Genomic DNA, 21,376 nt, shown 5'->3' on the forward strand with positions numbered 1-21,376 from the left:
TGGCAGCATCTGGCAGTGGTCTCGGTCGAGATGGCAACCGGTCGGATCGCACGATCGAGGCCATGACAACCACATCGCTCGCGCACCCCACCTACTGCTCGCGCTCCATCCAGGCCGACCTCGCCTTCTGGACCGTCGCGGGCGCGATAGGCGCCGCACTCAGCGGACCGGTCTCCGCATCGTGGGGCGTCCCTAGTGCGGTACCTCTCGGCGGCGGCATCGCTTTCGCGATTCTCGGACCGGCCCTACTGGTGATCCTGAGCCGGATCCGCATCACCCGCGGACTCGTCGCCGCGTTCGTGGTGACTAACCTCGTTTTGGCCCCTTTGGCCTGCGCCACAGCGGCATTCGGGTGGCTGCCGCTGACCGGCGCCGGCAACTGGGCGCTGGTCGATGCCGGCGTGGTGATGCTCGCACTCGGTGTCTGGCAGTTCGGAGCGCTGCGTGCGGCGCGGAGTTAGGCAGCGGCGCGACCTCGCAGGGCGCTACGCAGTCCGTACCGCTTCCCGTCCTGTTCGCGCGGCTCTTGATTCGCGAACTTCTTCTCCGAGTGAGTTTCCGGCGCGTCGTCGGTGGTGCCTTTCAGCCAACTATCCGGCAGGGCGAGCTTGGCGATGGTCCAGAACGACTGCGCATACTGGCGCCACAACGGCCCAGTGGTGTACGGCAGGTCGTACTTGTCACACAGCGCACGAATCTTCACGCTCATCTCGGCGTAACGGTTGCTAGGCAGGTCGGGGAACAGATGGTGCTCGATCTGATAGCACAGGTTGCCGCTCATGAACGCCATCACTTTGCCGGCGTTGAAGTTGGCCGAGCCGAGCATCTGGCGCAGGTACCACTCGCCGCGGGTTTCCTGCTCGAATTCCTCCTTGGTGAACTTCTCGGCGCCGTCCGGGAAATGACCGCAGAAGATGACCGCGTAGGACCAGTAATTCCGGATGAGGTTGGCAACCGCGTTTGCCGTTAAAGTGCGCTTCCAGTTCACGCCGGTCAGGGCCGGGTAGATGATGTAATCCTTGCCGACTTGCTTGCCGACCTTCCGGCCGACGGTGCGCAGGTCCCGTCGCGCCTCGGCCCAGGACTTTTCACCGCTGCGGATCTTGCCAACGTCGACGTGGTGTACGGCCACGCCCCACTCGAAGAGCGTGCCCAGCAAAAGGTTGTAGATCGGGTTGCCGATCATCCACGGCGCCCACGGTTCGTCGCGGGTAACGCGCATGATGTTGTAGCCGACGTCGCTGTCCAAGCCGACCACGTTGGTGTACTTGTGGTGCACGAAGTTGTGCGAGTGCTTCCAGTGCGAGCTCGGGCAGGTTGTGTCCCACTCCCACTCGGTCGAGTGGATCTCCGGGTCGTTCATCCAGTCCCACTGGCCGTGGATGATGTTGTGCCCCAACTCCATGTTCTCGATGATCTTGGCGGACCCCAGTGTCGCGACACCCGCGAGCCACGCCACCCTGCTGCTGCTGGCGAACAGGGCGAGCCGACCGAAAGCGGCTAGCCCGCGCTGCAGTTGGATCGCGCGACGGATGTAGCGGGCGTCGCGCTCGCCGCGCGACTCCTCAACCTCTTCGCGGATCTTGTCGAGCTCGGCGGCGATGTCCTCGACGTCTTGTGGAGTTAGGTGGGCGTAGGCCTTGATGTCGGTAATAGCCATGAGAATCTTTGCCTTTCAAACTTTGATGGTGCAGTTGCCGGATGCGGTGGAGATGCAGGTCTGTATCCGGTCGCCGGCGCCATGCTCTTGACCCGAGCGAACGTCGCGAATGTGACCGTCTTCCAACGGCAACACGCACGTTTGACAGATACCCATTCGGCAGCCGAACGGCATCTGAATGCCGAGTTTTTCGCCCGCCTCGAGAATTGATGTCGCCCCGTCGATCTCGGCTTCCTTGTCCGAAATCGAGAACGTGACGGTACCGCCTTCGCCGCCTTTGTCGGTGGCGGCGATATTGAAGCGCTCCATGTGCAATGCGTCGTCGATCTCGTTGTGTTTCCACAACTTCTCGACGGCGTCGAGCATGGCCGAAGGCCCGCACGCCCACGCGGAGCGATCGCGCCAGTCGGAGACGATCTTGTCGAGTTGGTCGAAATCGACCTTGCCGTCGTTCTCGGTGATCTGCAGGTGCAGTCGATAACCCTTCTGCTCTTTCTCGATGTCGCTCAGTTCGTCGTGGAAGATGACCGAATCCTCAGAGGGCGCGGAATGCAGATGCACGATGTCGGGATGCTGATCTCGAGCCCGCAGTGAGCGCAACATCGCCATCACCGGTGTGATGCCGCTTCCGGCGGTGATGAACAACAGCTTGTCGGGTGGCGGGTTGGGCAGCGCGAAGTCGCCCTGGGCCGATTGCAATCGAATGATGGTGCCGGGCTCTACACCATTGACCAGGTGGGTGGACAGAAAGCCTTCCGGCGTCGCTTTCACGGTGATCGAGATGTTCAGATCCCCGCGTTCGGGCACCGAGGTCAGTGAATAGGACCGCCAGTGCCATTTGCCGTCGACGCGCAGGCCGATCCCGACGTATTGACCTGGTTGATATTCGCCGGAAAAGCCCCACCCCGGTCTGATGACGACGGTGGCGGTGTCCTCCGTTTCGGCCTCGACGGAGACAATTTCGCCCCGCAATTCGCGCGCCGACCACAGCGGGTTGAGCAAAGACAGATAGTCGTCGGGGAGCAGTGGAGTGGTCGCACGCGCCGCTAGGCCGCGAACCATGTTCACCCACCATCCCGATGCCGCGTCCACGTCTCTCGCCGGGGACCGAGCCCAGCGCACGAACGACTTCAACGGTGCACTCAAGAGGCTGCCTTTCCGCTCGTATGGAACCTGCCGATTGGGTGTGACTGGTTTCACACCGGATTTACCCTACCCGCAAGTAAGTTAATCCCGTACCGAATCCCGATCCTGCACGTGCAAGCCCCGAACGAGCTGTTGGTGTTCACCGAGCGAACCCGGGCAAGATCGACTTACCTGGCGGGGGATCGCGGCTCGGCGGGCTGCGGTCCTCAAATGCCAGCTCATCGCCCCCATTTCGGTCACGGTTCGGCGTGACTGCTGTCACGGTAAATCGGATACCCCTCTTGCAATTCAGTAAACACATGTGCACGCATTCACACTTTTCGCTGGCCGGGTCCGTCATGGGAAGATGGGACCCGTGTTGCGATGGACTACTGCTGGTGAATCCCACGGCCGCGCCCTGATGGCGATGGTCGAAGGCATGGTCGCCGGCGTCGCGGTCACCTCGAACGACATCGCTGACGAGTTGGCCCGCCGCCGTCTCGGCTATGGCCGCGGCGCCCGGATGAAATTCGAGCGCGACCAGGTCACTGTTCTGGGCGGCGTCCGACACGGCATCACTTTGGGCGGGCCGATCGCCATCGAGGTCGGAAACACCGAGTGGCCCAAGTGGGAGACCGTGATGGCAGCCGACCCAGTCGACCCCGCAGAGCTCGAAGTCGCGCGCAACGCCCCGCTGACCCGGCCGCGGCCCGGCCACGCCGATTACGCCGGCATGCTCAAGTACGAATTCGACGACGCCCGCCCGGTACTCGAGCGGGCTAGTGCGCGCGAGACCGCGGCCCGCGTCGCCGCCGGTACCGTCGCCCGACAGTTCCTCCGGCAGGCCCTCGGCGTCGAGGTGCTCTCGCACGTCATCTCGATCGGTGATTCCACGCCCTATGACGGACCCCCGCCGCTACCCGGCGACCTCGCCGCGATCGACAACAGCGGGGTGCGGGCGTTCGACAAAGCGGCCGAGGCGTCGATGATCGCCGAGATCGAGGCGGCCAAGAAGGACGGCGACACCCTCGGGGGTGTGGTGGAAGCCGTCGTCACCGGCTTGCCGATCGGCCTGGGCTCGTTCACCAGCGGCGACAACCGGCTCGACAGCCAACTGGCCGCCGCCGTGATGGGCATCCAGGCGATCAAGGGTGTCGAGATCGGTGACGGCTTCCAGACGGCCCGCCGGCGCGGCAGTCGCGCGCACGACGAGATGTACCCGGGGCCGGACGGCATCGTCCGCTCCACCAATCGGGCCGGCGGACTGGAAGGCGGCATGACCAACGGCCAGCCGCTGCGGGTCCGCGCCGCCATGAAGCCGATCTCCACCGTGCCGCGGGCGCTGGCCACCGTCGACATGGCAACCGGTGATGAGGCCGTCGCGATCAATCAGCGGTCGGACGTCTGCGCGGTGCCCGCCGCCGGCGTCGTCGTCGAGGCCATGGTCGCACTGGTGCTGGCCCGCGCCGCGCTGGAGAAATTCGGTGGCGACTCGCTGACCGAGACACGGCGCAACATCGAGGCGTACCTACGCTCGGTCGCCGAGCGTGAACCCGTCTCCGACGTCCGGGCGTCTGGGTAACGATGGCGCCCAAAGCCGTGCTGGTCGGACTGCCGGGATCCGGTAAGTCCACCATCGGGCGCCGGCTGGCCAAGGCGCTCGACGTCGGCATGCTCGACACCGATGCCGCTATCGAGGAGAAGACCGGGCGCCGCATCGCCGACATCTTCGCCACCGACGGGGAGCAGGAGTTCCGCCGGATCGAGGAGGAAGTCATCCGTGCGGCCCTGCAGTCCCACGACGGCGTCCTGTCGCTCGGCGGCGGGGCCGTCACCACGCCGGGGGTGCGGGACGCGCTGGCCGGCCACATCGTCGTGTATTTGGAAATCACTGCGGCCGAAGGGGTTCGGCGTACCGGCGGCAACACCGTGCGTCCATTGCTGGCCGGCCCCGACCGGGCTGAGAAGTTCCGCGCGCTGATGACCCAGCGCGTGCCGCTCTATCGAAAGGTCGCCACGATCCGGGTGAATACGAACCGTCGCAACCCCGGCGCCGTCGTCCGGCACATCGTGTGCCGCCTGAAGGACCCGAAACTGGGCAACCCGGCGCACAACCGGCGTCGCCCGCCGTGGCGCCGGATCGCGGCTGCGGAGACGCCCAGCGCGCCCGAACCACGCACGGGTCCGCCGCCCACACCCGCGACCCCGGCGGCCCTGGCCGCCGCACGCCGGGAGGCGGGCAAATGACCAACGAACCGGTCACCATCCCGGTGAACGTCGACCCGCCGTACCCGGTCATTGTCGGCACCGGGCTACTCGGCGAACTCGGCGATGTGCTCGCCGGGCGGCACCGGGTCGCGATCCTGCACCAGCCGGTGCTGACACAGACCGCCGAGGCCATCCGGCAGCACCTGGCCGACAAGGGCATCGACGCACACCAGATCGAGATTCCGGACGCGGAGGCGGGCAAGGACCTGCCCGTCGTCGGATACATCTGGGAAGTGTTGGGCCGCATCGGAATCGACCGCAAGGACGCTCTGGTCAGCCTCGGCGGCGGTGCCGCCACCGACGTCGCGGGCTTCGCCGCGGCGACGTGGCTACGCGGGGTGTCGATCGTGCACGTGCCCACCACGCTGCTGGCGATGGTCGATGCGGCCGTCGGCGGTAAGACCGGTATCAACACCGACGCCGGCAAGAACCTGGTCGGCGCGTTTCACCAGCCGACCGCGGTGCTGGTCGACCTCGCGACGCTGCAGACGTTGCCGCACAACGAGATTGCCGCCGGCATGGCCGAGGTCGTCAAGGCCGGCTTCATCGCCGACCCGGTGATTCTCGACCTGATCGAGTCCGACCCGCAGGCCGCTCTGGACCCGGCGGGGGAGGTGTTGCCCGAGCTGATCCGGCGGGCGATCGCCGTCAAGGCCGAGGTGGTTGCGGCCGACGAGAAAGAGTCGGCGCTGCGCGAAATCCTCAACTACGGCCACACCCTGGGCCACGCCATCGAGCGGCGCGAGCGCTACCAGTGGCGGCACGGCGCCGCAGTGTCGGTGGGCATGGTGTTCGCCGCCGAATTGGGCCGCCTCACGGGGCGTCTCGATGACTCGACTGCGCAGCGCCACCGTGACATCCTGACCTCGATCGGGCTGCCGACCAGTTACGACGCCGATGCGCTGCCACAGTTACTGGAATCGATGGCCGGCGACAAGAAGACCCGCGCCGGAGTGTTGCGGTTCGTGGTCCTCGACGGACTGGCCAAACCCGGCCGGCTGGAGGGCCCGGACCCGGCGCTGCTGGCGGCGGCGTACGCGGAGGTGGGAACGCGGTGACGATCAATGTGCTCAACGGACCCAACCTGGGCCGGCTCGGCCGCCGCGAGCCCGAGGTCTACGGCAGTACGACACACGACGATCTGGTGGCGCTGGTCGAGCGTGAGGCGGCCGGGCTCGGGCTGAAAGCCGTTGTGCGACAGAGCGACAGCGAGGCCCATCTGCTCGACTGGATCCACTTGGCCGCCGACAACAAGGAACCGGTGATCCTCAACGCCGGGGCGCTGACCCACACGTCAATCGCGCTACGCGACGCCTGTGCCGAATTGAGCGCGCCCCTGATCGAGGTGCATATCTCCAATGTCTTTGCGCGCGAAGAGTTTCGGCATCACTCGTACCTGAGCCCGATCGCCAGTGGCGTCATCGTGGGCTGCGGCGTGCAGGGCTACGTGCTGGCCCTGCGCTACCTGGCAAGCCTGAACGACTAGTCGGTCTTCGGCTTCTCAATGTGCTCGGTGGCCGGCTCGTGGGCGGGCAGCGTCTCGGTCTTCTCGGTGTCGTGCGCTGCGGGCGCCTCGCTGGTCTCGGCGGATTCCTGGCTGTAGGCCGTCGGCGCCTCGTACTCGCGTTCGGCCGTCGCCACGGAGCTGGTCTGCTCTTCCGGCCATTCGGCGACCGCGCCGCCCTCGGTTGCGGCCTGGTCGCCCCGAACGGCGGCGAACACGTCGGTGTCGGCGCGCTCGTCGTCACCACCGGTCTTCGCTGCCTGCGGCTTGTAGGCGCCGGCGCGGTCGACCCGCCAGCGGCCCACGGCCACACCGCAGATCGCACCGACAAACACCACCAGTGCGGTGAACGCCGCGAAGGTCGTGAGCTCGTTGATGAGGCCGCCCACGTAGACCGCTTTGTAGAACACCGCGATCAGCCAGGTCACCACGCCGCTGAGCAGGCCGGCGATCAGGCCGGCCAGCAGCCACGTCATCGCCAGGTCCTCGCGGCGGTCCGGGTCGGGAGTGCTCGCCGCGTCCTCGCGGCCGTCGATCAGACCCCAGATGACCACGCCCACGATGAACAGGGCCAGCAGCACGAGGCTGATCAGCGTGGCCTGCGTCTGCAGCACGCTGATCAGCGAGCCCTGGAACACCCGAACGACGACCATTGCGCCGGCGAACACCAGGCCACGCAGCATCCAGTTAGTCATGGGGCCACAGCGTAGCGAGTAGCGTTCGCTGGTGTGACACATTCCAAACGGCGAGCCGCTCTCGGAGCTCGACTCCGGGTCGCGGAATTGGACGCGATGCTGGTCACCGACCTGATCAACGTGCGCTATCTGTCCGGTTTCACCGGGTCGAACGCGGCGTTGCTGGTGTTCGCCGACGACGGGGAGGCCGTCTTGGCCACCGACGGGCGCTACCGGACCCAGGCCGCGCAGCAGGCGCCCGACCTGGAGGTGGCGATCGAGCGGGCCTGCGGGCGTTATCTGGCCGGTCGTGCGGCGGCCGGCACGTCGCGGCGAGTGGGTTTTGAAAGCCACGTGGTCACCGTCGACGGTTACGACGCCCTGGCCGCCGCGGCGGGGGACACCGAATTGGTCCGCGCCTCACAGACTGTGGAGGCATTGCGCGAGGTCAAAGACGCCGGTGAAGTCGCGCTGCTGCGGTTGGCCTGCGAGGCCGCCGATGCCGCGCTGGCCGACCTGCTCGACCGCGGCGGCCTGCGGCCCGGACGCACCGAGCGGGAGGTCGGCCGCGATCTGGAGGCGCTGATGCTCGACCACGGCGCCGACGGCGTCTCCTTCGAGACGATCGTGGCGGCGGGGCCGAATTCGGCGATCCCGCACCACCGGCCCACCGACGCGGCGCTGGCCGTCGGTGACTTCGTCAAGATCGACTTCGGGGCGCTGGTCGGCGGCTACCACTCCGACATGACGCGAACCTTCGTGCTGGGCCGGGCCGCCGAGTGGCAGCGCGAGATCTACGACCTGGTCAGCGGGGCGCAGCGGGCCGGGCGGGAGGCGTTGGGCGCCGGCACCGACCTGGCCGACGTGGACGGCGCGGCCCGCGGCGTGATCGTCGAGGCCGGGCACGGCGAGCACTTCGGCCACGGCCTGGGCCACGGTGTGGGCCTGCAGATCCACGAAGCGCCGGGAATCGGGTCCACCGCCACCGGCACGTTGCTCGCGGGGTCCGTTGTCACCGTCGAGCCCGGGGTCTACCTGCCCGAACGCGGCGGCGTCCGTATCGAGGACACGCTGGTGGTGCCGTCCGACGGCGAGCCGGAGTTGCTCACCCGGTTCCCGAAGGAGCTGATGGTCATCGGTTAGTCGGCGACCATCTTGCGGGCGCTCTTGGCGGCGTAAAGGTCGATGTCGGCGGCGGCCACCGCAGCCGACAAAGCATCGGAGCTGTCGGTTGTGCCCGGCTCGGTGGCGGCCCAGCCGACACTCACCAGGATCCCAGTCTGCTCGACGACTCTGTCGCGCAATGTTTTTGCGGAATAATGCCGGCCATCCACGGGATGAGCCGCGACCGCGAATTCGTCGCCGCCGAGGCGTGCCACGACGGCGGTTGAGTCGACGGCCGTCAAAATCGCCAGGGCGACGTCGACCAGGATCTCATCACCCCGGTCATGGCCGTGGGTGTCGTTGGCGGTCTTGAAGTTGTCGATGTCGATCAGCATCACGTCGACGCCGTCTTCGCTGGCCTCAATCAGATCGCGGGCGCGGGTGTTGAAGGCGCGCCGGTTCGCGATCCCGGTCAGCGGATCGGTGTTGGCGTGCGTGTGCTTGGACGCGATCGCTCGCCGCACTTCGGTGGTGTAGATGCTGTGCAGCGCGACGGTGCCGTTGACGACGAACAGCCCGATGAGCACCGCCGTGATGACGGCGGGGACGTCGAGATCCCCGTAATCGAGTGCCCACCAGCCGAGACCGATGATGACGCAGCTGGTGAACACGACATGGATCAGCCGCGCCGTCGGCGTCACGAAATGAGCGACGTAGGTTCCGATGATCGCGAACAGCATCGCGCCGAATCCCGCCACCATGCCGTTCTGCAGGGTCAACAGCACCGAGGTGAGCCCGACGTCCGCGTAGAAGACGAACAACTCCGGCGCGTGGCGATAGCCGGTGTGGTGCGACCACCAGATCGTCGTGTGATTGACCCGCATCATCGCCACGCCGACCGGAATCGTGGACGCGTAGAAGCCCCAGGCGACGACGCGTTCCGGCAGAGTGCGCGGACCATCATGGGAAAACAAGATGAGCACGCCGATGAGCGCAAACACGACGACGAAGGCTGCAATGGAGTACCGGTAGGTCGTCTCGCGCATGACGAGCTTGCTCAGGATCTCGAGCTTGTCCCGCTGGGTCAGGTATTGCTCGGCTGTGGGATTTGACGGGCCACGCAGCCGGCGATGCCAGGACATGACCACCCCGTACCCGTCTGCTCGAACGTCAACGTCGCAGGTTATCGGAACTCTTGCGGGTTTTTCGCCGGTGCGACGAACTATCCGGCAGCCCGGACGGGCCATTTAGTCCCGAGCTGGGCCGCGGGTAGAGTCGCTCGCAGTCCGGTGTGCCGACACCACCACCAATCGCGTCGTAGGAGATTGACCGACCGTGCCAAGCACTGCCGATTTCAAAAATGGACTTGTACTGGTGATCGACGGCCAGCTCTGGCAGATCACCGACTTTCAGCACGTCAAGCCCGGCAAGGGTCCGGCGTTCGTGCGGACCAAGCTGAAAAATGTGCTCTCCGGCAAGGTCGTCGACAAGACCTACAACGCGGGTGTGAAGGTCGAGACCGCGACGGTGGACCGGCGCGACACCACCTTCCTCTACCGCGACGGCTCCGACTTCGTCTTCATGGACAGCCAGGACTACGAGCAGCACCCGCTGCCGGAGTCGCTGGTCGGCGACAACTCGCGCTTCCTGCTCGAGGGTCTGCCGGTGCAGGTGGCTTTCCACAACGGCGCACCCCTCTACATCGAGCTGCCGGTGACCGTCGAACTCGTTGTCACCCACACCGAGCCGGGCCTGCAGGGCGACCGGTCCAGCGCCGGCACCAAGCCGGCCACCGTGGAGACCGGCGCCGAGCTTCAGGTCCCGCTGTTCATCAACACCGGCGACAAGCTGAAGGTCGACTCCCGCGACGGAAGCTACCTGGGACGTGTCAACGCGTGAATTCTGCCCGTCCCGCGCGACCGGTTAAAGGACGGCACCAGGCACGTAAGCGCGCCGTCGACTTGCTGTTCGAAGCCGAGGCGCGTGGGTTGACCCCCGCCGCGGCCGCGGATGCCCGCACCGCGCTCGCCGAGGCCAACGACGATGTGGCGCCGCCACACCCGTACACGGTGGCCGTGGCGCACGGCGTCACCGAGCACGCCGCTCACGTCGACGACCTGATCTCCTCACATCTGCAGGGCTGGACCCTGGATCGGCTGCCGGCCGTTGACCGGGCCATCCTGCGGGTCGCGGTCTACGAGCTGCTGCATGCCGACGATGTCCCCGCGCCGGTCGCCGTCGACGAGGCGGTCGAGCTCGCCAAGGAGCTTTCCACTGACGACTCGCCGGGTTTCGTCAACGGCGTGCTGGGGCAGGTCATGCTGGTGACCCCGAATATCCGGGCCGCGGCCGAGGCGCTACAGGCAGACGCGGACGCCGGCGAATCATGACCCGTCTGGAGCTGCGCGTTCTCATCGCCGGCATCCTGGCGGCAACGGTGGTTTTGGGCGCGGTGTTGTGCGCGGCCTACGGGCAGGCGGCGATCGCCGCGGCGCTGGCGATCTACGCGCTCGGTGTCGGCGCATGGCTGTATCACTCGATCGAGCGGCTCGTGCTGGCCCGCCGCATCGAGACGGTCCGCGCGGCCGCGACCCCGTTCCGTCCGCTGCTGCCGGTGATGGCGGCGATCATGGCGCTGACTCAGGCGGTGGTGCGGTCGCTGTCCGACGTCACCGAGGTCGCGCCCGCGCGCCGCTGGATTCCGATCACCCGGGGTCGAAAGTCCGACGACGACTATCAGGCCTGACAGGTCACGGCACGTCGATCGTCGTGGTCACCGACACCAGCTGCGGGGTGGCAGGCGCGGACGAGAAACCGAACCGCACCGGCGGATCCAGATCGGCCAATCCGGCCAGGTCGACACCGCGAAACGTGCCGGCCACCGACGCGATACGACGAGCGCGCCGGACCCCGTAATACTCACGGCGTCCGCTGCCCGCGCTACCCGCCGTGCGCACCCCCGGAACAAGCCGCGCCGCGACCGGATCGATGGCGCGCAGCCAGGCCGGGGCCGATGCCAACCGCGCCGGCACCCATCTGAGCAGCCAGTCGAACGGCGCGGCGCCGCCAAGGGTGCCCTCCGCCGTCAGCCCCGGAGCGGAGACCCGAAAGGCGTCGGTACTCTGCTGCACCGTGACGTCGCCGAGTTCGATCGAGTCGAACATGTATGTGGCGGAGACGAACTCGGCGACATCGGCGTTGGGCGCCAGCAACGACCGACGGCCGTCTGCCTCTTCGACCATGACGTCGGCGAACCGGCCGAACGGCGACTCGAGCCAGGACCCGACCACGAACCGGGTACCGGCCCGCGTGCCGAACCCCGCGATATGTCCGTTGAACACCAGGCGTGGCATGCCTCCATTCTGAGCGAACCGTCAACGGCGAAACACCCGCATCTTTGTTAACAGAGGGACACACTGGCGATATGGATCGAGACGGCAGACACCCGAGACGGCTGTGCGTCTCCGCGCTGGCGGCGGTGGCCAACCCGTCGTATTCGCGGGTCGACACCTGGAACCTGCTCGACGACGCCTGCCACCAACTCGCGGTGGTCGATCGCGCCGGAATGGACACCAGCCACGAGGCGGCCCGGGTCCGCCGCCTGCTCAACCGGCTCAGCGCCTACGAGCGCTACTGGATCTACCCGGGCCCGGAGAACCTCGCGGCCTACTGCGGCTACCTCGACCAGCTGGCCACCGTCAGCCTGGCCGAGCAGGTGTCGCTGGCGGTGCGACTGCTCTCCGAATATGGCGATCGCGCAGCGCTTTTCGACACTTCGTCGTCGCTGGCCGACCAGGAACTGGTGGCCCGCGCCAAGGAACAGCAGTTCTACACGGTGCTGCTGGCCGACGACGCGCCGGTCAACGCGCCCGAGGGTCTGGCGGAGAGCCTGCGCGCGGTCCGCGACATCGGCGACGACGTGCAGTTCGAACTGCTGGTGGTCTCCAGCGTCGAGGACGCGATCACCGCGGTCGCGCTGAACGGGGAGATCCAGGCCGCGATCATCCGGCACGACATCCCGTTGCGCTCCCACGACCGGGTGCCGTTGATGACCACGCTGCTCGGCCCGAACGACGAAGTGATCGCCACCGACCGCACCCACGACTGGGTCGAGTGCGGCGAGTGGATTCGCGAACTGCGACCGCACATCGACCTCTACCTGCTCACCGACGAGTCGATCGCCGCCGAGACGGACGAAACGGGCGTCTACGACCGCACCTTCTACCGGCTCAACGACGTCACCGACCTGCACAGCACCGTGCTGGGTGGGATCAGAAGCCGTTACGCCACACCATTTTTCGACGCCTTGCGGGCCTACGCCGCGCGGCCGGCCGGCCAGTTTCACGCGCTGCCCGTCGCTCGCGGCGCCAGCATCTTCAACTCGAAGACGTTGCGGGACATGGGGGAGTTCTACGGCCGCAACATCTTCATGGCGGAGACGTCGACCACCTCGGGTGGACTCGATTCGCTGCTCGACCCGCACGGCAACATCAAAAAGGCGATGGACAAGGCCGCGCACACCTGGAACTCCGACCACACCTACTTCGTCACCAACGGCACCTCGACCGCCAACAAGATCGTCGTGCAGTCGCTGACCCGGCCGGGCGACATCGTGCTGATCGACCGCAACTGCCACAAGTCACACCACTACGGCCTGGTGCTGGCCGGGGCGTACCCGTTGTATCTGGATGCCTATGAGCTGCAACCGTTTGCGATCTACGGCGCGGTGTCGCTGCAGACCATCAAGAAGGCGCTGCTCGACCTCGAAGCGGCGGGGCAGCTGCACAAAGTGCGCATGCTGCTGCTCACCAACTGCACCTTCGACGGCGTCGTCTACAACCCGCGACGAGTGATGGAGGAGGTGCTGGCGATCAAGCCGGACATCTGCTTCCTGTGGGACGAGGCGTGGTACGCGTTCGCCACCGCGGTGCCGTGGGCGCGGCAACGCACCGCGATGGTCTCAGCCGAACGACTCGAATCGATGTTGTCATCGCCCGCCTACGCGCAGGAGTATCTGCAGTGGAAGGAGTCGATGCGGGACATCCCGCGCAGCGAGTGGGGCGAGCACCGGCTGCTTCCCGATCCCAGCCAGGCCCGGGTGCGGGTCTACGCGACGCACTCGACCCACAAGTCGCTGTCGGCGCTGCGCCAGGCGTCGATGATCCACATCCGCGATCAGGACTTCAATTCGCTGTCCCGAGACGCCTTCGGTGAGGCGTTCCTGACACACACCTCGACCTCGCCCAACCAGCAACTGCTGGCCTCGCTCGACCTGGCCCGTCGCCAGGTCGACATCGAAGGCTTCCAGATGGTTCGCTACGTCTACGACATGGCGCTGGTCTTCCGGCATCGCGTGCGCAAGGACCGGTTGATCGGCAAGTGGTTCCGCATCCTCGACGAATCCGATTTGGTGCCAAACGAATTCAGGCAGTCGGCGGTCAGTTCCTATCGGCAGGTGCGCCAGGGTGCGCTTGCGGACTGGAACGAGGCGTGGCGGTCCGACCAGTTCGTGCTCGACCCGACGCGGGTCACGCTGTTCATCGGCAAGACCGGCATGAACGGCTTCGACTTCCGCGAGAAGATCCTGATGGACCGCTTCGGCATCCAGATCAACAAGACGTCGATCAACAGCGTGCTGCTGATCTTCACCATCGGGGTGACCTGGTCGAGCGTGCATTACCTGCTCGACGTGCTGCGCCGGGTCGCGACCGACTTCGACCACGAGGAGGCCGCGGCGAGCCGCGACGACCGCGCGCTGCATCAGCGCCGGGTCGAGGAGATCACCGAGGACCTTCCCGCGCTGCCGGACTTCAGCGAGTTCGACAACACGTTCAAGCCCGACGACGGCAGCTCGTTCGGCGACATGCGGTCGGCGTTCTACGCGGGTTACGAGGACACCGACCGTGAACACGTGATGATCGGGGAGGCGGGCCGGCGGCTTGCCGACGGAAAGTCCTTGGTGTCAACTGGTTTCGTGGTGCCCTATCCGCCGGGCTTCCCGGTGCTGGTGCCCGGCCAGGTGGTGTCCAAGCAGATCCTGTATTTCCTGGCGCAACTCGATGTCAAAGAGATCCACGGATACAACCCGGAACTGGGCCTGTCGGTGTTCACCGAGGACGCACTCAAACGCATCTACGCGGCGCGGTGCGCGGATACGTCGACCGGCTAGTTTTCGCTCACCGCGATCAGAAACTCCGGGGGTGAACGCCAGGTGGCGCAATGGCCAGCCGGTGTGCGGTATCGGCTGGTGACGGCCGAATCCGCGGTGGCGTAATGCGTTCACCGGCCGCCTCGGCGCGGACGCGGTCGGCGGGGACTTCGGCGGGTGCGGCGTTAGCGTGGCGACGTGGCCGTACCATTGCCGATCCGACAACCCCGCGCCGATCGCGCGCGCCAGGTCGCCGATGTGTTGCGCCAGCAGATCCACTCCGGCGTCTACGACCACAACCTGCCTGGTGAGACGGCGCTGTCGGCGGAATTCTCGGTGTCGCGCAACACCATTCGCGAGGCCCTCACCACGTTGAAGAACGAGGGCCTGATCGAGCGCGGCCCCAAAGTCGGCACCCACGTGGCGCAGCGCAAGTACGACCACGGCCTCGACACCCTGCTGGGCCTGAAGGAGACATTCAAGAGCTACGGCGAGGTCCGCAACGAAGTGCGTGCCGCGATGACGGTGTCGGCGCCGCCATCAGTCGCGCAGCGGCTTCGGCTCGACCCGGGACAGCAGGTGGTGTTCGTCGAACGGCTGCGATACCTCGGCGGATTGCCGCTCAGCATCGACCTGACCTACCTGCAGCCCGACATCGGCGCCCAGGTGTTGACGCACTCGCTGGAGACCAACGACATCTTCGCGCTCATCGAACAGCTCACCGGCCGCCGGCTCGGGGCGGCGTCGTTGGCGCTGGAAGCGATTCCGGCCGATGCACATTCGGCTGCGGCGCTGCAGGTGCCGGACGGCGCACCGCTGCTGATGCTGGAGCGACTGACCAGCCTCAACGACGGCCGGCCCGTCGACCTCGAATACATCCGGATGCGTGGCGACCGAATCACCATGCGCGGCAACTTGATAAGGACCGAACCATGACACTGGTCAACAACCGCTCCGACGTCCCGGTCACCATCGACCAGTCGCTGTGCATCGACGGCTGCACCCTGTGCGTCGACATCTGCCCGCTGGACTCGCTGGCCATCAATCCCGAGACCGGCAAGGCCTTCATGCACGTCGACGAATGCTGGTACTGCGGACCGTGCGCCGCCCGCTGCCCGACCGGCGCGGTCACTGTCAACATGCCCTACCTGATCCGCTAGGACGGCGCATGACGAATTCCCGCAGGCTGGCTTCGGCTCTCGTCGCCCTCACCATGGTGGCGCCCGGATGCGCACTGGACTCCGGCAACGCCGTCAACGTCGTGGTCGGCTACCAGTCCAAGACCATCAATACGGTCACGGCGGGCACGCTGTTGCGGGCTCAGGGCTACCTCGAGCACCGACTCGCCGACGTCACCAAGCGCACCGGCACGAAATTCCGTGTGGTGTGGGAGGACTACGACACCGGCGCGCCGATCACGGCGCAGATGGTTGCCGAGAAGATCGACATCGGCTCGATGGGCGACTACCCGATGCTGATCAACGGCTCTCGGACGCAGGCCAACCCGCGCGCCGCCACCGAGATCGTGTCGGTCACCGGCTACAACGCCAGGGGCGCACTCAACATGGTTGTGGTCGAGCCGAATTCGGCCGCCACCGCGTTACCGGACCTGGCCGGCAAGAAAATCTCGGCCAGCGTCGGATCGGCCGGGCACGGCACCCTGGTACGCGCGCTGACCGGTGCCGGGATCAACCCCGGTACCGGGGTAGAGGTCCTCAACCAGCAACCCCAGGTCGGCGCATCCGCCCTTGAATCCGGCCAGGCGCAGGGCCTTTCACAGTTCGTCGCATGGCCCGGCCTGTTGGTCCAGCAGGGCAAGGCCAAGCTGCTCTACGACGGGGCGGAGCTGAACTACCCGACGCTGCACGGCGTGGTGGTCCGGCGTGCCTACGCGGCTGCCCATCCGGACGTCCTCGACGCCTTCCTGCAGGCCCAGCTCGACGCGACCGACTTCCTCAACGCCAAGCCGCTGGAGGCCGCGCGCATCGTCGCCGAGTCCAGCGGCCTGCCCCAAGAGGTCGTCTACCTGTACAACGGCCCGGGCGGCACCGCCTTCGACGCCACCCTGAAGCCGTCGCTGGTCGACGCGCTGAAAGGTGATGTGCCCTATCTGAAGTCGATCGGCGACTTCGCCGATCTGGACGTGGCCAACTTCGTCCAGGACGGCCCGCTGCGGTCGGCGTTCGCAGCCCGCAAGCTCGACTACGGCGTGGCGTTGCATGCGACCACTCCAGCCCGCGGCAGCGAGTTGTGGCTGCAGGGATCCGACACCACCCAGCCGGTCGCGACGCCCGCCGACCTGCTGAAGGCCGTGCGCGACGCCACCGCCCACGGGTCGCATGTCCGGGCCGCCTACGTGCCCGACGCTGAGCTCGGTACCCGCTGGTTCGCCGACAAGATGACATGGGTGCGTGACGGCGCGAGCTACCTACCGTTCGACACCGTGTCCGGCGCGCGCCGCTACCTCGCAGCGCATCCCGGCAGCACCCTCATCGACTACCAACAAGCATTGGCAGGTGCCGCGTGACCGCTGTCGACGTGAGTGTTCAGGGGGCCGCGGTCGCGGTGCCGGTAGCCCGTGTCACCGCGGCGCGCAAGCCCGCAACGGCGTGGCGATCGCGCGCGCTTCGGGTGGCCTCGGTGGTCGCCGCGATCGGGCTGTGGCAGTTGCTGACGGCCGGCCACGTGCGCTTCTGGTTACGCTTCGACACGCTGCCGACCGTCACCGAGATCGTCGGCGCGCTGACCCGTGCGGTCGGAACCCATGGCTACTGGCTGGATTTGGCACAGTCGCTGATCCGCATCCTGACGGGGTTCGGGCTGGCCGCCGTCGTCGGAGTGGCCAGCGGCATCCTGCTCGGCCGGTCCCGACTGGCCTCCGATGTGCTCGGGCCACTGACCGAACTCGCCCGCCCAATCCCCGCGATAGCCGTTGTGCCGGTGGCCATTCTGCTGTTCCCGACAGACGAGGCGGGCATCGTGTTCATCACGTTCCTGGCCGCGTATTTTCCGATCATGGTGAGCACCCGGCACGCCGTGCGGGCGCTGCCGACGCTGTGGGAGGACTCGGTCCGCACGCTCGGCGGCCGGCGTTGGGACGTGCTGACCCAGGTGGTGCTGCCCGGGATTCAGCCCGGCGTGTTCGGGGGACTGTCGGTCGGGATGGGTGTCGCGTGGATCTGTGTGATCTCGGCCGAGATGATCTCCGGCCGACTCGGTGTCGGGTATCGCACCTGGCAGGCCTACACGGTGCTGGCCTACCCACAGGTGTTCGTCGGCATCATCACGATCGGTGCGCTCGGGTTCGCGACCTCTGCGGCAGTGGAGCTGATCGGCCGCCGAGCGACGCGCTGGCTGCCACGCGGGGAGGGGCACGGCCGATGACGACCGGAATGAGTCTGGAGCTGGATCGGATCAGGTTGTCCTACAACGGCACTCCCGTGATCGACGACCTGACCTTTGCGGTGCGGCCGGGGGAGATCTTGGTGCTCACCGGGCCGTCCGGCTGCGGCAAGACGACCGTGCTGCGCGCGGTGGCTGGGCTGCTGAGACCGGACGCGGGCCGGGTGCTGGCCGACGGAGCCGAAGTGACCGGCACCTCGGGTGACCGCGGGGTGGTGTTCCAGGACAACGCGCTGTTGCCCTGGCGCAGCGTGCGTTCCAACATCGAGTTGGCGCTGCGGCTGCGCGGCGAGCCGCGGGCCACCCGGACCGCGCAAGCCGACCGGTGGATCGGCGAACTGGGCCTCACCGGCTTCGGCGATTATCTGCCCAAGAACCTGTCGGGCGGCATGCGCCAGCGTGTCCAGTTGGCCCGCGGGCTGGCCGGGGCGCCGCGCGCGGTGATGATGGACGAGCCGTTCGGTGCGCTCGACACCCAGACGCGGGCGGCCATGCAGCGCTTGCTGATCGAGTCCTGGCGGGCACACCCGACCACTATCGTGTTCGTCACCCATGACGTCGACGAGGCGTTGGCGTTGGGCGACCGGATTGCCGTGCTGGGCCGTGCCGGACAGCCGCTGCGCGCGCTCGTCGACGTGCCGCAACCGCGCAGCGACCGCGAACATCCCGAACAACGCGCGGAAATCATTGCCGCACTACATGATCTGGTGACCACCTGATGCAGATTCCTAACTCCACGACCCCCGCCCGCCTGGACTGCGACGTCCTGGTCATCGGTGGGGGCACCGCCGGCACGATGGCCGCGCTGACGGCCGCCGAGCACGGCGCACAGGTGCTGCTGCTCGAAAAGGCCCACGTGCGGCACTCCGGGGCGCTCGCGATGGGTATGGACGGCGTCAACAATGCGGTCATCCCGGGTAAGGCCGAACCCGAGGACTACGTCGCCGAGATCACCCGGGCCAATGACGGAATCGTCAACCAGCGCACCATCTATCAGACCGCTACCCGCGGGTTCGCGATGGTTCAGCGGCTGGAGCGCTACGGCGTCAAGTTCGAGAAGGACGAGCACGGCGAGTACGCGGTGCGCCGCGTGCACCGCTCCGGCTCCTACGTGCTGCCGATGCCCGAGGGCAAGGACGTCAAGAAGGCGCTCTACCGGGTGTTGCGGCAGAAGTCGATGCGGGAGAAGATCCGCATCGAGAACCGCCTCATGCCGGTGCGGGTCCTCACCGATGGCGGCCGGGCCGTCGGCGCCGCCGCATTGAACACGCGCACAGGCGAATTCGTCGCGGTCGGGGCCAAGGCGGTCATCCTCGCGACCGGTGCCTGCGGCCGGCTCGGCCTGCCCGCCTCGGGCTACCTCTACGGCACCTACGAGAACCCGACGAACGCCGGCGACGGGTACTCGATGGCGTACCATGCCGGGGCCGAACTGTCGGGCATCGAGTGCTTCCAGGTCAACCCGCTGATCAAGGATTACAACGGACCGGCGTGCGCGTACGTGGCCAACCCGTTCGGCGGTTACCAGGTCAACGCGCTCGGCGAACGGTTTGTCGACTCGGATTATTGGTCGGGCCAGATGATGTCGGAGGTGCGCAGTGAGATCGAGTCGGCGCGCGGACCGATCTACCTCAAGGTGTCGCACCTGCCGGACGAGACGCTCGCGTCGCTGGAGAACATCCTGCACACCACCGAGCGGCCCACCCGCGGCACCTTTCACGCCAACCGCGGCCACGACTACCGCACCCATGACATCGAGATGCACATCTCCGAAATCGGCTTGTGCTCCGGCCATTCCGCGTCGGGGGTCTGGGTCGACGAGAACGCCCGCACCACGGTGCCCGGGCTGTACGCCGCGGGCGACCTGGCCTGCGTGCCGCACAACTACATGATCGGCGCCTTCGTCTTCGGCGATCTGGCCGGCGCCGATGCCGCCTCGACCCTGTCCGATGTGCCTGCCCCGCAACAGCTTCCGCAGGATCAACTGACCGAGGCGCACGAGCTGATCTACCGTCCGCTGCGGCACCCGGACGGCCCACCGCAGCCGCAGGTCGAATACAAGCTGCGCCGCTTCGTCAACGACTATGTGGCGCCACCGAAGACCGCGGCCAAGATGTCGATCGCCGTGCACACCTTCGAGCGGATGCGCGACGAGATCGCCGATATGGGCGCCCGAACCCCGCACGAGCTGATGCGCAGCATCGAGGTGTCGTTCATCCGGGACTGCGCGGAGTTCGCCGCCCGCTCGTCGCTGACCCGCACCGAGTCGCGCTGGGGCCTCTACCACGAGCGGGCCGACCTGCCGGCCCGCGACGACCAGGACTGGGGCTACCACCTCAACCTGCGCAAGGCGTCCGACGGGTCGATGGAGTTCTTCAAGCGACCGGTGGCCCCGTACTTCGTCTCGGTGCCCGAGTTCGACACGTTGCCGCCCGCCGACCGGACGGTGTGGCCGGTCGAGCAGCCGCCGCTGATCGGCGGCCGGGCCCCGGTCGAGGCGCCCTCGCGGGTCGCCACGGCATCGGCAGAACCGCCGTCGCCGCGCATCGTCGCGGTGCTGGCGATCGAGGAGCCGACCGTCGCCGCGCTGGCCGAGTTCCTCCGTGACGCCGACGCGGGTGTGCGGCGCACCGCGGTCGCGACGCTGACCGAGCGCACCCCGGACGGTTACGCCACCGAACTGCTCGGTGCGCTTCGCGACGGCGACGCGTCGGTGCGCCGGACGGCCGCCGATGGGGTCCGCGAGCTGGTCGAGGTGCTGCCTGATCCGCAGGCCGGCCGCGAATTCCTGGCCTCGCCCGACCCGGTGGTGCGATCGGTCAGCACCTATCTGCTCGCCGCCCGCCGTGTCGGTGACGCCGAGGTGTTCCGGCATGCGCTGGGCGACGTCGACCATCGGGTGCGCATCGAGGCGGTGCGGGCGCTGGTGTCGGTCGACGACGCCGACGGGGTGGCCGCGGGCGCCGGCGACGGCAACCGTGAGGTGCGCATCGTCACCGCGAACGGTCTGGGGACCCTGCGGGCCGGTGGCGACGCGGTCCGGACGCTGGTCGCCGACAACGACCCGCTGGTTCGCGCTGCGGCGCTGGCCGCACTCGGCCAATTGGGCTGCGAGGAAACCGATCTGGTGGCGATAGAGCAGGCACTACGGACTCCGGCCTGGCAGGTTCGCGAGGGCGCGGCGCGCGCGCTCTCCGGCGCCGCGGCCGAACACGCGGTGCCGAGGCTGTCGCAGGCGCTGGTCGACGAGCACCTCGACGTGCGGAAAGCCGCGGTGCTGAGCCTCAGCCGGTGGGCGGTGACCGACGCGGGCGCGCGCGACGCGCTGAGCGTGGCGCTCAAGGACGACGACGCCGATGTCCGTGCGTACGCACGCCGGGCGTTGAGTACGGAAACGGGTTAGTCACCGCATCGTCGCCGCTGGATCCGATGGCCCGGCTCCTCAGCGGTTCGTTCCGAACCGCATCGTCGCCGCTGGATCTGATGGCCCG

20 protein-coding genes and 1 pseudogene are annotated in these 21,376 nt (G+C 67.4%); 16 read left to right on the top strand and 5 right to left on the bottom strand.

Annotated elements, in window-relative coordinates; genetic code table 11:
• Positions 1 to 62: 62 nt before the first annotated feature.
• On the top strand, positions 63 to 461 hold the full coding sequence (locus tag PT015_RS03490) for a hypothetical protein (protein WP_285188829.1): 399 nt from the start codon (positions 63 to 65) through the stop codon (positions 459 to 461).
• Here the strand turns inward: PT015_RS03490 and PT015_RS03495 are convergent.
• Both PT015_RS03495 and PT015_RS03500 read right to left on the bottom strand, forming a co-directional pair.
• Positions 458 to 1,660: a fatty acid desaturase family protein gene (locus PT015_RS03495; RefSeq protein ID WP_285188830.1), complete on the bottom strand. Its 1,203-nt coding sequence runs from the start codon at positions 1,658 to 1,660 to the stop codon at positions 458 to 460. The genes PT015_RS03490 and PT015_RS03495 overlap by 4 nt on opposite strands.
• Positions 1,661 to 1,675: 15 nt before the next feature.
• Entirely contained in the window at positions 1,676 to 2,722 is a 1,047-nt protein-coding gene (locus tag PT015_RS03500) for a ferredoxin reductase (RefSeq protein ID WP_390887989.1), read from the bottom strand.
• Positions 2,723 to 3,161: 439 nt separating this feature from the next.
• Between PT015_RS03500 and aroC the strand changes: the two genes are divergently transcribed.
• From aroC to aroQ, 4 genes and pseudogenes are all read left to right on the top strand, one after another.
• The gene (gene aroC, locus PT015_RS03505) at positions 3,162 to 4,367 is read left to right on the top strand and encodes a chorismate synthase (RefSeq protein WP_285188833.1); all 1,206 of its coding nucleotides are present in this window, start codon (positions 3,162 to 3,164) and stop codon (positions 4,365 to 4,367) included.
• A gap of 2 nt (positions 4,368 to 4,369) precedes the next feature.
• Positions 4,370 to 4,876: pseudogene (locus tag PT015_RS03510) on the top strand (shikimate kinase); the annotation flags it as partial.
• Between the two features lie 152 nt (positions 4,877 to 5,028).
• Positions 5,029 to 6,111, top strand: a complete 1,083-nt coding sequence (gene aroB, locus PT015_RS03515) for a 3-dehydroquinate synthase (RefSeq protein WP_285188834.1) — start codon at positions 5,029 to 5,031, stop codon at positions 6,109 to 6,111.
• Positions 6,108 to 6,539 carry a type II 3-dehydroquinate dehydratase gene (aroQ, locus tag PT015_RS03520; protein WP_285188835.1) on the top strand — a complete coding sequence of 144 codons (432 nt, stop codon included), beginning with the start codon at positions 6,108 to 6,110 and terminating at the stop codon, positions 6,537 to 6,539. Before aroB ends, aroQ begins: the two co-directional genes overlap by 4 nt.
• Here the strand turns inward: aroQ and PT015_RS03525 are convergent.
• Complete coding sequence (locus tag PT015_RS03525) at positions 6,536 to 7,252, bottom strand: B-4DMT family transporter (protein WP_285188836.1); 717 nt, start codon at positions 7,250 to 7,252, stop codon at positions 6,536 to 6,538. The two genes, aroQ and PT015_RS03525, sit on opposite strands and share 4 nt — an antisense overlap.
• A gap of 33 nt (positions 7,253 to 7,285) precedes the next feature.
• Between PT015_RS03525 and PT015_RS03530 the strand changes: the two genes are divergently transcribed.
• On the top strand, positions 7,286 to 8,374 hold the full coding sequence (locus PT015_RS03530) for a M24 family metallopeptidase (protein WP_285188838.1): 1,089 nt from the start codon (positions 7,286 to 7,288) through the stop codon (positions 8,372 to 8,374).
• Here PT015_RS03530 and PT015_RS03535 read toward each other — a convergent pair.
• Positions 8,371 to 9,477, bottom strand: a complete 1,107-nt coding sequence (locus PT015_RS03535; RefSeq protein ID WP_285188839.1) for a GGDEF domain-containing protein — start codon at positions 9,475 to 9,477, stop codon at positions 8,371 to 8,373. The two genes, PT015_RS03530 and PT015_RS03535, sit on opposite strands and share 4 nt — an antisense overlap.
• 193 nt (positions 9,478 to 9,670) lie before the next feature.
• Between PT015_RS03535 and efp the strand changes: the two genes are divergently transcribed.
• From efp to PT015_RS03550, 3 genes are read left to right on the top strand one after another with little or no spacing between them, the layout of a single operon-like run.
• A complete protein-coding gene (gene efp / locus PT015_RS03540) occupies positions 9,671 to 10,234 on the top strand; it encodes an elongation factor P (RefSeq protein ID WP_285188840.1) in 564 nt (187 codons plus the stop codon).
• Positions 10,231 to 10,725 (top strand): transcription antitermination factor NusB, encoded by a 495-nt coding sequence (gene nusB / locus PT015_RS03545; protein WP_285188841.1) that lies wholly within the window; start codon positions 10,231 to 10,233, stop codon positions 10,723 to 10,725. Before efp ends, nusB begins: the two co-directional genes overlap by 4 nt.
• Positions 10,722 to 11,081, top strand: coding sequence for an antitermination protein NusB (locus PT015_RS03550; protein ID WP_285188843.1), 360 nt, complete (start codon positions 10,722 to 10,724; stop codon positions 11,079 to 11,081). The genes nusB and PT015_RS03550 overlap by 4 nt, the downstream gene beginning before the upstream one ends.
• A gap of 4 nt (positions 11,082 to 11,085) precedes the next feature.
• Here the strand turns inward: PT015_RS03550 and PT015_RS03555 are convergent, their stop codons facing one another.
• Positions 11,086 to 11,688, bottom strand: a complete 603-nt coding sequence (locus PT015_RS03555) for a hypothetical protein (protein WP_285188844.1) — start codon at positions 11,686 to 11,688, stop codon at positions 11,086 to 11,088.
• Positions 11,689 to 11,759: 71 nt separating this feature from the next.
• Between PT015_RS03555 and PT015_RS03560 the strand changes: the two genes are divergently transcribed.
• From PT015_RS03560 to PT015_RS03590, 7 genes are all read left to right on the top strand, one after another.
• Positions 11,760 to 14,504, top strand: coding sequence for an aminotransferase class I/II-fold pyridoxal phosphate-dependent enzyme (locus PT015_RS03560; RefSeq protein ID WP_313825807.1), 2,745 nt, complete (start codon positions 11,760 to 11,762; stop codon positions 14,502 to 14,504).
• Positions 14,505 to 14,681: 177 nt separating this feature from the next.
• Positions 14,682 to 15,419: a GntR family transcriptional regulator gene (locus PT015_RS03565; protein ID WP_285188845.1), complete on the top strand. Its 738-nt coding sequence runs from the start codon at positions 14,682 to 14,684 to the stop codon at positions 15,417 to 15,419.
• Complete coding sequence (locus PT015_RS03570; protein ID WP_285188847.1) at positions 15,416 to 15,643, top strand: 4Fe-4S dicluster domain-containing protein; 228 nt, start codon at positions 15,416 to 15,418, stop codon at positions 15,641 to 15,643. The genes PT015_RS03565 and PT015_RS03570 overlap by 4 nt, the downstream gene beginning before the upstream one ends.
• 8 nt (positions 15,644 to 15,651) lie before the next feature.
• The gene (locus tag PT015_RS03575) at positions 15,652 to 17,010 is read left to right on the top strand and encodes an ABC transporter substrate-binding protein (RefSeq protein WP_285188848.1); all 1,359 of its coding nucleotides are present in this window, start codon (positions 15,652 to 15,654) and stop codon (positions 17,008 to 17,010) included.
• Positions 17,011 to 17,048: 38 nt separating this feature from the next.
• Positions 17,049 to 17,867, top strand: coding sequence for an ABC transporter permease (locus PT015_RS03580; RefSeq protein ID WP_285190907.1), 819 nt, complete (start codon positions 17,049 to 17,051; stop codon positions 17,865 to 17,867).
• Positions 17,864 to 18,604, top strand: coding sequence for an ABC transporter ATP-binding protein (locus tag PT015_RS03585; RefSeq protein ID WP_285188849.1), 741 nt, complete (start codon positions 17,864 to 17,866; stop codon positions 18,602 to 18,604). Before PT015_RS03580 ends, PT015_RS03585 begins: the two co-directional genes overlap by 4 nt.
• Positions 18,604 to 21,288 carry a fumarate reductase/succinate dehydrogenase flavoprotein subunit gene (locus tag PT015_RS03590; protein WP_285188851.1) on the top strand — a complete coding sequence of 895 codons (2,685 nt, stop codon included), beginning with the start codon at positions 18,604 to 18,606 and terminating at the stop codon, positions 21,286 to 21,288. Before PT015_RS03585 ends, PT015_RS03590 begins: the two co-directional genes overlap by 1 nt.
• Positions 21,289 to 21,376 lie beyond the last annotated feature (88 nt).

This window comes from Candidatus Mycobacterium wuenschmannii (assembly GCF_030252325.1).
GTDB classification, from domain to species: Bacteria; Actinomycetota; Actinomycetes; order Mycobacteriales; family Mycobacteriaceae; genus Mycobacterium; species Mycobacterium wuenschmannii.